The sequence below is a fragment of the candidate division KSB1 bacterium genome, from assembly GCA_034521575.1.
Classification (GTDB): Bacteria; Zhuqueibacterota; Zhuqueibacteria; order Residuimicrobiales; family Krinioviventaceae; genus JAXHMJ01.
Genome location: JAXHMJ010000005.1, coordinates 1,780,032 through 1,792,486 on the forward strand (window position 1 = coordinate 1,780,032; position 12,455 = coordinate 1,792,486).

General features: G+C 48.4%; 13 protein-coding genes. 8 read left to right on the forward strand and 5 right to left on the reverse strand.

Annotation, left to right across the window (positions count from 1 at the left end; genetic code table 11):
• Nucleotides 1–75 precede the first annotated feature (75 nt).
• Together U5R06_20955 and U5R06_20960 are read right to left on the reverse strand one after the other, a co-directional pair.
• The gene (locus tag U5R06_20955; GenBank protein ID MDZ7725215.1) at nucleotides 76–1,572 is read right to left on the reverse strand and encodes a M23/M56 family metallopeptidase; all 1,497 of its coding nucleotides are present in this window, start codon (nucleotides 1,570–1,572) and stop codon (nucleotides 76–78) included.
• A complete protein-coding gene (locus U5R06_20960) occupies nucleotides 1,469–1,849 on the reverse strand; it encodes a BlaI/MecI/CopY family transcriptional regulator (protein MDZ7725216.1) in 381 nt (126 codons plus the stop codon). Before U5R06_20960 ends, U5R06_20955 begins: the two co-directional genes overlap by 104 nt.
• 244 nt (nucleotides 1,850–2,093) lie before the next feature.
• Here U5R06_20960 and U5R06_20965 point away from each other — a divergent pair, with 244 nt between their 5' ends.
• The 3 genes from U5R06_20965 to U5R06_20975 all read left to right on the forward strand — a co-directional run bounded on the left by U5R06_20965 (nucleotide 2,094) and on the right by U5R06_20975 (nucleotide 4,465).
• A complete protein-coding gene (locus U5R06_20965) occupies nucleotides 2,094–2,324 on the forward strand; it encodes a KH domain-containing protein (protein MDZ7725217.1) in 231 nt (76 codons plus the stop codon).
• A gap of 81 nt (nucleotides 2,325–2,405) precedes the next feature.
• A complete protein-coding gene (locus U5R06_20970) occupies nucleotides 2,406–3,365 on the forward strand; it encodes a ParB N-terminal domain-containing protein (GenBank protein MDZ7725218.1) in 960 nt (319 codons plus the stop codon).
• On the forward strand, nucleotides 3,362–4,465 hold the full coding sequence (locus tag U5R06_20975; GenBank protein MDZ7725219.1) for a DNA photolyase: 1,104 nt from the start codon (nucleotides 3,362–3,364) through the stop codon (nucleotides 4,463–4,465). Before U5R06_20970 ends, U5R06_20975 begins: the two co-directional genes overlap by 4 nt.
• Nucleotides 4,466–4,494: 29 nt before the next feature.
• Here U5R06_20975 and gltA read toward each other — a convergent pair whose 3' ends face one another.
• Both gltA and U5R06_20985 read right to left on the reverse strand, forming a co-directional pair.
• Nucleotides 4,495–5,913 carry an NADPH-dependent glutamate synthase gene (gene gltA, locus U5R06_20980; GenBank protein MDZ7725220.1) on the reverse strand — a complete coding sequence of 473 codons (1,419 nt, stop codon included), beginning with the start codon at nucleotides 5,911–5,913 and terminating at the stop codon, nucleotides 4,495–4,497.
• The gene (locus U5R06_20985; GenBank protein ID MDZ7725221.1) at nucleotides 5,910–6,746 is read right to left on the reverse strand and encodes a sulfide/dihydroorotate dehydrogenase-like FAD/NAD-binding protein; all 837 of its coding nucleotides are present in this window, start codon (nucleotides 6,744–6,746) and stop codon (nucleotides 5,910–5,912) included. The genes gltA and U5R06_20985 overlap by 4 nt, the downstream gene beginning before the upstream one ends.
• 150 nt (nucleotides 6,747–6,896) lie before the next feature.
• Between U5R06_20985 and ligA the strand changes: the two genes are divergently transcribed.
• Genes ligA through U5R06_21005 form a run of 4 tightly spaced genes read left to right on the forward strand, consistent with a single transcriptional unit; the run spans nucleotide 6,897 to nucleotide 9,695 of the window.
• On the forward strand, nucleotides 6,897–8,483 hold the full coding sequence (gene ligA, locus U5R06_20990; GenBank protein ID MDZ7725222.1) for an NAD-dependent DNA ligase LigA: 1,587 nt from the start codon (nucleotides 6,897–6,899) through the stop codon (nucleotides 8,481–8,483).
• Nucleotides 8,449–8,913 (forward strand): BRCT domain-containing protein, encoded by a 465-nt coding sequence (locus U5R06_20995; GenBank protein ID MDZ7725223.1) that lies wholly within the window; start codon nucleotides 8,449–8,451, stop codon nucleotides 8,911–8,913. The genes ligA and U5R06_20995 overlap by 35 nt, the downstream gene beginning before the upstream one ends.
• Nucleotides 8,906–9,154 (forward strand): hypothetical protein, encoded by a 249-nt coding sequence (locus U5R06_21000; protein ID MDZ7725224.1) that lies wholly within the window; start codon nucleotides 8,906–8,908, stop codon nucleotides 9,152–9,154. The genes U5R06_20995 and U5R06_21000 overlap by 8 nt, the downstream gene beginning before the upstream one ends.
• A 10-nt stretch (nucleotides 9,155–9,164) precedes the next feature.
• On the forward strand, nucleotides 9,165–9,695 hold the full coding sequence (locus U5R06_21005; protein MDZ7725225.1) for a M48 family metallopeptidase: 531 nt from the start codon (nucleotides 9,165–9,167) through the stop codon (nucleotides 9,693–9,695).
• A gap of 200 nt (nucleotides 9,696–9,895) precedes the next feature.
• Here U5R06_21005 and U5R06_21010 read toward each other — a convergent pair whose 3' ends face one another.
• Complete coding sequence (locus U5R06_21010) at nucleotides 9,896–10,966, reverse strand: threonine synthase (GenBank protein ID MDZ7725226.1); 1,071 nt, start codon at nucleotides 10,964–10,966, stop codon at nucleotides 9,896–9,898.
• 501 nt (nucleotides 10,967–11,467) lie between these two features.
• On the opposite strand from U5R06_21010, the gene U5R06_21015 reads away from it, so the two are divergent.
• On the forward strand, nucleotides 11,468–12,277 hold the full coding sequence (locus tag U5R06_21015) for an enoyl-ACP reductase (protein MDZ7725227.1): 810 nt from the start codon (nucleotides 11,468–11,470) through the stop codon (nucleotides 12,275–12,277).
• Nucleotides 12,278–12,455 lie beyond the last annotated feature (178 nt).

Here is a 12,455-nt window from a genome sequence, read left to right on the forward strand (position 1 = left end):
CGTTTATATAGAGGTTTCCCCGTCAGATCACTCCGCCCAGGACGGGCGGAGTGGACTCGTATCAAAAAACTGTTTTTAAAACGTGATGTATTTTTCCGGATTAACCCGCTCATCCCCGTCCCGGATTTCAAAGTGCAGATGCGGACCCGTTGACCGGCCGCTGCTGCCCACAAGACCGATACGGTCTCCGGGATCAACTTGCTCACCGACCTGCACCAAAACTTTACTTAACTGGGTATAACGGGAGGTCAAACCGTCACTGTGCTTGATTACAATAAAGCGACCGTTCCCCTTTCCGACCTCAACTTTTGATACAGCCTTAGTGACCACACCCGCATGAACCGCCAAAACCGGTGTGCCTTTGGGCGCTGCCAGATCGATGCCTTTGTGCATGCGTTCTTGCCCGGTAAACGGATCAGTCATAGGTCCGAATCCGGCACTGATGCGGTAGCTGCCGGACGGCAATGGCGTCACGAATTTGCCTGTGTCTTGATGATTGCGTGCAGCCGCCGGAAGAACGACGATTGCGATGAGCGCCAGCATGAGTAACTGTTTCCAGGTAAATGTCATTTGCTTTTCCTTTATGTTTTGAATTCGTTTTAAAAGCGCCGATTTTTGGCCGCCGAACAATAAAACAGCTTTCGGCTGAATAGAATCGGCTGTTTTTAACCAGGTAATCAGTCCCTGCCCGTACGTCTGCCGGCTGATGACGTTTTGAGCCAGAACCCTCGAGTCGCACATACACTCGCGCGCGTTATTCAGTTTATGTGCGGCTACCCATACGGCCGGATGAAAGAAAAACAGGATCTGAATGAGTGTTTGTCCTGTGATCTGCAAATCATCCAGCCGTTTTATGTGCGCACATTCATGCGCCACAATCGATTTTAGGGAGTTTTTAGCTGACAGTCCGCTTCGAGGCAGCACAATAACCGGACGAAAGACTCCCATGGTAAAAGGTGAATGCACCTGCTCCGACACTCTGACACGAATTCGTCTGCGGACTTTAAACTCTGTCCTCCAGTATTCGACCAGAGATAAAACGGCTGTTTGACGAACAGACGGTGCAGATGCAGCATGCAAACGCCATACACGTCGCTGATAAAAATAATGTGCCAAAAGAATAATGACTCCTGCAAGCCAAAGCGCCGTTATCGCACCGGTAAAGCTAAACAGCGAGGCAGAATGATTCAATCCAATACCAGATGATGAAAAAGAGACAGGCGCCTGAACATAAACGGATTGATTGCCAGGTAAGACCATCCGAAGCAGGTCTTCAAATAGCCGTTGTATGGACAATAAGTGAATGATAACAGGCGGAAAAACCAGCCTTATGAAAAACAGAGACCACAAACTGTAATTCCAAAAGACGGAACGCCGTTTTAAACCATATGTAGCTGCAAATATAATCAGAAATAAAATCAAGCCGTTCAAAGAACGGGAGAATAATATATCATAAATCACATGCAGGTCAATCATGGTGTTCGTCCTCCTGCAAGAGTTGTTCGAGTTCTTTAATTTCTTGTTCTGACAAAGTCTGATGCTCAGCGAACATGGAAACCACTTGGGACGCATCAATTTCCAGGAGATTTTGGGCAAAAAACTGCACAAATCGCGCAAGTCCGGCCGGACGGCTGATCATCGGCTTGTACACATAGACTCCATGAAATGCCTCTCGACACAGCAATTCTTTCTTTGTCATTCGATCCATTACTGTTTTGGTTGTGGTATACGCCCAGGCGTGCATAGACTGTAATTGATCATGTACTTCCCGAACACTGGCACGTCTTTTCTTCCACAACACACTCAGAATATCATATTCGGCTTTTGTTAATTCCGGTAAACTTTTCATAAAATTTCTCCTTTATACTACATTGTAGTAATGCTACTAATATATAACATTAAAATGTTTTTGTCAAGAATTTATTTTTTTACTTGACATTATATATTTTCCAGTATATATTAAACTTAACGCTAAAATCACAACCATACTGACAAGGGAGGTGAAAACGAGCGAGAATTTGAGAGAGAAAAGCCCACAGAATCTTCGAAAACTAATTCGGCTGGTAATTGAATCTTAGCTAAAGGGGTACGGGATGAAAGAATTTGTTGAATACGTAGTAAAACATCTGGTAGACAGTCCGGAAGAAGTCAAAGTGACAGAAGTCGTTGGCGAAACAACTGTTGTTTATGAGTTACGTGTAAATCGTCCTGATATGGGTAAAGTCATCGGCAAAAACGGCAGAACAGCTCACGCGATGCGGGTCTTGTTAAGCGCTGTAGCTCGAAAAGCCGGTAAACACGCCACACTCGAGATTTTAGAATAAAAAGATCTTTGGCGACAGGAGGGGAAAGGACAAGTCCATCAAATTATTGATGGACTTTTTTAATGAAATTACAGGAAATCTATGCAATTTGAATTCAAAACGATCGAACTGGAGCACATCAATATCCAGGATACAATATTTCAGCTTGTTGATGATAAAACCAATGCGCATCTAACTGACTCGATGGCATCAACAGGCCTTACAACACCGGTCTGGCTGCAGCAGCTTACGAACAGCTATCGTATTATCAATGGATTTCAGCGCATTCGTTCAGCTTTGAAACTGGGCTGGCAGCAAATCGACAGCTATATTTTTCCCGACACACTCACAGATCTTGATGTATTCAAGATTCTCCTGAAGGAAAAAGGCTTTACCGGTCTCAATCCGGTTGAAAGTAGCGCTGTCATCCGCAAGCTCGAAAGCCACTTTGGACTGTATCAGGAGCAGATCATCCGTTCTTTTTTCCCGCTCATGAAGCTGGCGAATCCACGTTTGTATGATTTGTATTATCCACTGATCAGCCTCTCTCCCGCGTGGCAGTCTGATATTTCTGAGGGTCTTGTATCGCTGGATGCTGCCGCACAGGTTGCAGAAATGGAGAAAAGAGATCAGGATAGCGTACATGAACTGTTCACCCGGCTCAAACCCGGAAAAAACAAACAACGGCAATTTCTCTCTCTATTGACCGATGTTTCAAGATTGGAAAATTGCTCCGTGCACGAGTTGATACAGTCGCAGGAATTTGAAACACTGTTTAAACAGCAGCCGTCCAACCCCTCACAACTCGCCGCCGCCGTCAAGGAACATCTGATGTGCAGACGCTATCCGCAGTACAGCAAAACAGAACAACAGTTTCGCAGCCTGTTACAAAAGGCCAAATGCCCTCCCAATCTGCGCATTCAGCATCCGCCGTTTTTCGAAGGAGAAACCTTTAGCGTGTCTTTTACGTTCAAATCCGAGCAGGACTATCAACAAATACTGCAAAAACTCGATTCTTTTCTCGACAACGGATTAATCAGTGATTTGAAAGACCTGGCATGACCCAAACTGCAAAAAAATTCACCCCTAAACGCATTTTCATTGAAAAGAGCGTTGCCGAGACTGAATTCACCCGGCGGATTTTAGACCAGTTCAAGGTTGCTCACAAACACATCAATGATGCCAATGCCCTGTTGACCCGCAGTGCAATCTCGCGTCGACCGCATCTCTGGAAAAAAAGCTTGCTTTTGGCGCGTCAGCGCGGACCGTTCATGCGCCTCTGCCCGGGCACTCAAAAGCATATTTGCTGTTTGTATCACAATCTGGATGTTGCGGCAGGCTGCAATCTTGGCTGCACCTATTGTTTTCTGCAGGGATATCTGAACACACCGCTCATCACCCTGTACGCCAATCTAAATGACATGTATACAGAGCTTGAAGACAAAATCGCAAAAAATCCGAAACGATTTTTCAGAGTGGGTACCGGCGAACTGAGCGACAGTTTAACATTCGACGATTTTACCTGCCTGTCCCGGGAGCTGGTGGAGTGGTTTTCCGAAAAGTCCAATGCCATCATCGAACTGAAAAGTAAAAACACCCATATCGAAAATGTACTGGATTTAAAACATAACGGCCGCAGTGTGATTTCCTGGTCCATGAATTCTCAGGCCATGGCAAACAGCGAAGAATCTTCAGCCACCTCGCGAAATGAACGCCTTCGAGCGGCAAAAGCGGTGCAGGATGCCGGATATCGTATCGGATTTCATTTCGATCCGATGATCCATCATTCCGACTGGCAGACCGGCTATCGGGAAACCGTGGACAAAATCTTCAAAGTCATAAAACCCGAAACCATTGCCTGGATCAGCCTGGGCGCGCTACGTTATCCGGCCGGATTTGATTCTGTCATCCGTAAAAACCATCCGGAATCACGTATTGTACTGGGGGAACTGGTCCCCGGCCTTGATCAGAAACTGCGGTACTTTAAAAAAATCCGTATCGACATGTTCAAACACATGTATTCCTGGATCAAATCTTGTTCACCGGATGTCTTTGTTTATTTATGCATGGAGCGGGAGGAAATCTGGCGGCGGGCATTCGGCTGGTCGCCCCGGAACAGCGCCGAGTTGAAAACGTTACTCGATGCCCGGGTCAAGCCTTAGGAATTCCCCCTTAAAAGCAGACTCGACTTTTATTCCTGTTCTCCGGTCATATAACGGTGCATGGCCTCGGCAGCCTTGCGGCCGTCTCCCATAGCCAGAATGACCGTCGCCGCGCCCTGCACGATATCACCGCCGGAAAACACACCCGGTATTGACGTTTCTCCGGTTTCGGGAGTGATTTGCAGCGTTCCTTTATCCCGGACCTGGAGTTCGGGAGTTTCCTTCAGCAGCAAAGGATTGGGGCGATTGCCGATGGCTACAATCACAATACCGCAGTCGATTTTGTACTCCGAATCCGGGATCGGAATCGGTCGTCGCCTGCCGGATTCATCAGGTTCACCCAACTGCATTTTGATCACCTGAATACCGGTCACCCAGCCCTGTTCATCGCCAAAAATTTCCACCGGATTGCGAAGCAGATGAAATTCAATACCTTCTTCTTTGGCATGATGCACTTCCTCTTTTCGTGCAGGCAGCTCATCCAGAGAGCGTCTGTACACGATCATGGAATGCTCTGCGCCCAGACGCCGGGCGGTACGGGCAGCATCCATGGCCACATTTCCGCCTCCGACAATCACGACGCGTTCATCGCGCAAAATCGGGGTGTCACTGTTCGGGAAATCATAAGCACGCATCAGATTGGCGCGCGTCAAATATTCGTTGGCTGAATAAACACCGAGCAGGTTTTCTCCGGGCACATTCAGAAACCGGGGCAACCCCGCTCCGGTACCGATAAACACCGTATCATATTCATCCCGGAGTTCCTGCAGGGTAAAGGTGTTGCCGATAATGGCATTATATCTGAATTGAACGCCCAGTTTTTCAAGATTTTCAACTTCCTGCTGAACAATCGCTTTGGGCAGACGAAATTCCGGAATGCCGTAAATCAATACACCTCCGGGTTTGTGCAGGGCCTCGTACACGGTCACGGAATGTCCTTTTTTTGCCAGGTCTCCCGCCACAGTCAATCCGGCAGGCCCGCTGCCGACAACAGCGGCTTTTTTGCCGGTTTTGGTTTCAACCCTCACCGTATTTTCTGTATAATGCGCCCGGTCCCAGTCTGCGACAAAGCGTTCCAGGCGGCCAATACCAACGGATTTGTCAACATCTTTGTGAATTTTTCCCACCGTACACCGGCTTTGACATTGTTCTTCCTGCGGACAAACGCGTCCGCATATGGAGGGAAACACATTTTTCTCCTTAACGGTCCTGACGGCGGCCGTGATATCACCTTCAGCAATCTGGCCGATAAAGCGGGGAATATCAATATTCACCGGGCAGTCTTCTACGCATTTTGGATTTTTACACTGCAGGCAGCGCAGCGCTTCTCGTTTCGCCTGGTCCAGCGAGAACCCGAGGGGCACTTCTTTTTGATTATGAATTCGGGTTTCCGGCTCCTGTTCCGGCATTTTTACCGGATCAATTAAAAGTCGTTCTTTATTCTTCATAGTGTTTCATCAGTTTGATTTCTGAACAGTCTGCATTCATGATCCCGGTAAATATTTTGACGCTTGAGCATTTCATCCCAGTCCACCTGGTGCGCATCAAATTCAGGCCCATCCACACAGACAAATTTAGTCTCATCATTCACATGTATCCGGCATCCGCCGCACATCCCGGTGCCGTCCACCATGATGGTATTCAGGCTCGCAACCGTAGATATGGCATGCGCCCGGGTGGTTTCAGCTGTCATTTTCATCATAACGGGTGGACCAATTGTCACCACCTGATCAATGTGCTGACCGGACTCGATGATCTGTTTGAGCACATCGGTCACAAAACCTTTCTCACCCGCACTGCCGTCGTCAGTGGTAATGTACAGCTTTTTACTCAATTCCCGCATTTCCGGTTCCAAAATCAAAAGCTCTTTGGAACGCGCGCCCAAAATACCGGTAATTTGATTGCCTCTTTCCTTTAATCCGCGCGCAATCGGCAGCAACGGAGCCGCGCCGATTCCTCCGCCAATACAGACAACAGAGCCAAACATATCGAGATGGGTGGGCGTTCCCAGGGGGCCGGCAACCGCGAATAACGAATCCCCGGGCTGCAACGCAGCCATATCTGATGTGCTCTTGCCCACTTTTTGAAAAATAATCCGGATCAATCCTTGTTCCTTGCGGCTTTCCACAATCGTTAATGGAATGCGTTCGGAATTTTCTGTTGTTTGAATAATAACAAATTGTCCGGGCCGGTGTTTATCAGCTATGGCAGGCGCTTGAACAAACCACTGATAGACCCGGGGGGCCAGACATGTTTTTTCTACAATTTCATATAGTGACATATTTTACCATTTTTGTTTTTGACAAGATACGAATTTTATATGTAAAATAAAATAGCATGCCTTTAAAACAGGCGCCGTGTTGCAAAATTTAGTTGAAAAAACAGCTAAAAACCGTTATTTTAGAGGGATAACAACATCAGAGGATCAACTATGTCAAGTGACAAAGAACGTATACAAGAATTACGGAAACAACTTTATTATCACAACTATCGATATTATGTCCTGGATGACCCCGAGATTTCCGATTCCGAATATGACCGATTGATGCGCGAACTCGAAACGCTTGAAAAAAAACATCCGGATTGGGTCACGCCGGACTCTCCGACCCAGCGCGTTGGCGGACAGCCTCTAAAAGCCTTTGACCCGGTGGAACACACACTTCCCATGCTGAGTCTTGACAATTCCATGAATGAAGACGAAATCCGCGAATTCACAGAGCGCGTGCAGCGAAATCTGGCAAAGTCGGATATCGAATATGTGTGTGAACCCAAACTGGACGGTCTGGCCGTAGAACTGGTGTATGAGAACGGCAGTCTGACCACCGCTTCCACGCGCGGGGACGGCACAACCGGCGAAAATATCACACAAAATGTGCGCACAATCAACAGCGTGCCCCTGCGTCTGCTGGAGAATGAACATGCCGTTCCCTCCCGACTGGAAGTGCGCGGCGAAGTCATTCTATACCTTGAGGATTTTGAAAAACTGAACAAACAGCGCGAAAAAAACGGAGAATCCGCTTTTGCCAATCCCCGCAACGCGGCTGCCGGTTCCCTGAGACAGCTGGACCCGTCCGTCACCGCCTCGCGTCCCCTGGATATTTTTTGTTACGGCGCCGGGCAGGTGAACGGCATAGAGTTTGACACCCAGATGAACTTTTTACAGACCCTCAAATCCATGGGACTCAAAATTAATCCTTATATTCGTCTGTGTAACGGTATTCAGGATATCAAGGATTATCACGCGGAAATAATGAAAAAGCGTGATGATCTGCCTTATGAAATTGACGGCATCGTGGTCAAAGTCAATGACACAGCTTTGCAGGAACAACTGGGCGTAAAAACAAAAAGTCCACGCTGGGCCATGGCTTATAAATTTCCGGCACGCCAGGAAACCACTCAAATCAAAGACATTATCGTACAAGTGGGGCGCACCGGCGCATTGACACCGGTTGCCGTGATGCAGCCTGTAAATATCGGCGGGGTTGAAGTTTCACGCGCCAGCCTGCACAACCAGGATGAAATCGACCGCAAGGATGTGCGAATCGGCGACCGGGTGATTGTGCAGCGCGCCGGAGATGTGATTCCCGAAGTGGTCAAGGTCATCAAATCAAAGCGAACCGGTGATGAAACGCCGTTCAAATTGCCGGATACATGTCCGGTCTGCGGCAGCAAAGCCGTGCGTATCGAGGGAGAAGCCGCCAAACGTTGTATTAACCTCTCCTGTCCCGCCCAGGTCAAGGAACGCATCTACCACTTTGCGTCCAAAGCTGCCATGGATATTGACGGACTCGGCGACAAGATTGTAGATCAACTGGTGGATCGAAATCTGGTGTCTGATGCAGCGGACCTGTATGATTTGAGCCGAAAAGACCTGGAATCTCTGGATCGGCTGGCGGAAAAATCGGCTGAAAACCTCTACAACGCCATTCAGGACAGTAAAAACCGTCCGCTGAACCGGGTTTTGTATGCACTGGGAATCCGTTTTGTCGGGGAACATGTGGCGCGTGCGGCTGGTTAAAGAATTCAAATCCATGCGCAAACTGTCAAAGGCTTCAAAAGATGAGCTGATGGATATACATGAAATCGGTCCGCAGGTTGCAGAAAGTGTTGTAGATTTCTTTAATGCAGATCAAAACCTGCGTACCGTTGAGCGGTTGAAATCGGCCGGGATCCCGATGCAGATTAAAGAGAGTGAAACACAGGAAAACCGTCTTAAAGGATGCACTATTGTGTTCACCGGATCACTTGAGACCCTGTCCCGCAAACAAGCCAAAGAAACCACGGAACGTCTCGGAGGACGCGCCACCGGCTCTGTCAGCAGCAATACCGATTATGTGGTGGTCGGCGAGAATCCCGGATTTAAATCTGACAAGGCAAAGGAATTGGGCGTTACAATTATCAGTGAACAGGAATTTCGCGACATGGCCGGATTGGAATCGAATGGGTAGAAACTATCGCCGTATCATTATTTTATTCTGTCTGCTCTCTGCATTGTTCACAACAGTGTATGCGCAGAGCGGCAGTCTAGATTTTGTCACCATAGAAGAAGAGATGAACCTGAGCCGCGATGTGCGCACGCATGCGCCGCTGTATTTTCGATTGCTGCGCAACCGTACGGTCAACCGCTATTTTCAAGCCATGGCTGACTCGATCGGGCGCCATTCGGATTTGGGAGACTCTGGATTATAAAGTGTATATCATGAACCGACCGGATATCCTGCATTTTTCGCTGCCCGGCGGTAATATCTTCATCAGCCGCGGATTGATCGAGTTGACGGAAACCGATTGTGAACTGGCTGCAGTCATTGCGCACGAGGCGGTGCACAGTTCGCATCGTCACAGCGTGCAGCAGGTTGCCGACAAATACGCCTATGCTCTGGCTGCTCAGAAAATCGTTGGCGATAATCCTGAAATCATCAAGACCGTCCTGGAATCGCTGTTTACCCGCGACACGATCCTCGATTATGGAAAAAAACTGGAATTCAGTGCAGATGAGCGCGCGCTGCTTTATATGCAGCAGGCCGGCTATGATCCGGACGGTTTGATGCGGCTTTTAACCAAAATAGACGAACTCTATGATTCGCGCGAATTTTTGATGAAGCATCTACACCGCACGCATCAACTCCCCGGAAAACGGTTAAAGAAACTGCCGGAAGCGCGCGGCCCGCTGCCTCAACCTTCTACCGGCTACAGCCTGATGCGACGGATGCTGGAACGCATCCCTGAATGAGAATGATTCAACCCGGACTCTGCTCTCCGTTGCGCGCCTTAAAGCCAAACAGAAACAATCCAATTATCCAAAAGACTCGGTTCGGTCCTGCATCTTTTTGCCTCCAGCGTTGATCGTGTCTGCGATGCACACGATCATGATGCGGAAACGATTTGAATAAAGAGACGTCAGTTGCCGCAAAACTTTCGGTTGAATACATTTTATTTCAAGCCGTGTCCGGTCAGAAACAGGATTGCGGTTTCATCAGCAGAGAGCATGTGCTCCACCTGCCGAGCGCCTGCGAGAGCCGCAGCGGCTGATAGCTCAACATAGATGCCCTGCCGTGCTGCAAAGTGTTTCGCGTCCAAAATTGCGTTTTCATCGACTTTGATGACCATGCCGGAGCATTCCCGGAGTTCTCTTACGATTTGCTGCAGCCGTCTTGGGTGTGCCACAGCGATTCCGGATGCACATGTCCTGTTGCAAATCTGTCCCCCTGTTTGATGAAACGCTGCAAAAACAGGCGAAACCTGTTCAGCCTGCACAGCAATCAATCGTGGAAGCCGGTTAATTGCCCCCGTTTTTTTCAATTCCCGGAATCCCAAAGCGACGCCAAGCAGCAAAGAGCCGTTACCGACCGGCAATATCACGATATCCGGCGCTGTCCCGTCCAGCTGCTCCCAGCATTCAAAAGCGGCAGTTTTGGTGCCCTGCATGAACAGCGGATGCCAGACGTGACTGGCGTAAAACGAGGATTCTGCGGCTTTGAATGCCGCACACGCCGTGTCCTCTCTGGACCCGTTAACGGCAACCAACTGCGCGCCGTATGCTTTGATTTGTTCAAGTTTGGCAGGCGAAGCAGACGCCGGCACATAAATATCGCATCGAATACCCGCCCGTGCGCAATAAGCGGCTATGGCGCTGCCGGCATTGCCGGAACTGTCTTCCACGCAATGCGTGATCCCCCACTCTTTCATTTTGCTCACCAGAACCGAGGCGCCCCGGTCTTTAAATGAACCGGTGGGGAATAAATAATCCTGTTTGATAGTAATCTGACTGGAATCAAGGGTCATTTCGGTCAGCGGTGTAAACCCTTCTCCCAGACTGACAATATGGGCCGAATGTATTACCGGTAAACTCTCCTGATAACGCCACATATCCGGATATTGACCGGCCCAGACCTCCGGATGCAGTTTTGTTTCGGATGTCCAATCGAGCATTCCACCGCAGTCACAGCGCCAGCGCGGCCTAGCCGGTGAAAAAGATTTACCGCAGGTTTGACAAGCAAACATAATATCCGGTTCTGTAATGAATCAATTCAGAAATTTTTTAAACAATGATAAAATATACAATTTTTTCGGTCTTTTTCTTGCACCTTTCGCCTCTGCCGATCATCTCAATCAGAAAACCAATCCACGCAGAGGGACAAAGGTCGCAAAGAAAAACATGAGCTGTTTTATATTATACGTTCAAATAATTGAAAACAATGATCGATCTAACTTTTACCAGTTGATTTATGAGCGTTTGTTTTGACATCAGCAGTTTATTTCTTGATTTTTTCCTCCGCGACCTTTGCGCCTCCGCGTGCAATGTTTCAATAATCAAATCACAGTTTTCTCTTTGACTTTTTTTCTTTACGCTTCTGCGCTTAATATCGACTCGGACTGGTAAAAAGCCTGATATTCTGAATACAGAGAAAAGTATGAAACATGAAACAAAAAACAAAATGAAATTTTATCAAATCATACAGCGTTATTTGGTGTAAACTTGCGACAAAACAGGAGTGGAACAGAATGTCATACCATCTATTAAAAGGCAAAACAGGACTCATATTCGGCCCCTTAAACGAAAATTCGATTGCCTGGCAGGTGGCTGAACAGGTGTATCAGGAGGGCGGCAACTTTGTCATTTCCAATACCAAAGTTGCCGTGGAGCGCGGAGACGTTGGCACACTGGCACAGCAATGCGGCAATGCGCCCGTCATTGCCGCGGACGCCACGAAAACCCAAGATTTAAAACAGTTGTACAAAGAATACAGCACCCATTTTGACGGCATTGATTTTATCCTGCACTCCATCGGCATGTCGCCGAATGTGCGAAAAGACCGCGAATACACCGATCTCAACTATGAGTGGTTCCACAAAACTCTGGACATCTCGGCTCTGTCCCTGCACCGCATCATCACCGGCGCTTTGCCGCTGCTGAATGAAAACGCCAGCATCGTGGCGTTGACCTACATCGGCGCACAACGCATATTCAGTTCCTACGGCGATATGAGCGACGCCAAAGCGCTGCTGGAAACCATTGCCCGTAACTATGGAGCACATTTGGGAGAAAAAGGCGTCCGCGTCAATACGGTGTCTCAGAGTCCCACCCCCACCACCGCCGGCGGCGGCATCAAGGGGTTTGATACCATGTATGAATTCGCCGACCGATTGGCGCCGCTGGGCAACGCCTCTGCCAAAGAATGCGCCGAGTATGTAATCACTCTGTTCTCGGATCTCACACGCAAAGTCACCCTGCAGAACCTGTATCACGACGGCGGTTTCAGCTCCATGGGCATGAGCGAAGAGCTGTTCAATGGGATACGGGAATCTATGTAATGTTTGACCTGTTGACCATTATTGCCGAACACACGCTATTGACGGCTAAAATGCCGTTGTAATCCCGATGCAAAAAAGGATTCCCGGGATTGTTCAGATATGCTCAAACATCATGACTTTTTCAAATCACGGAATAAATAAAAGCGGCAGGGATTGATAATCTCCTGCTGCTCACAGG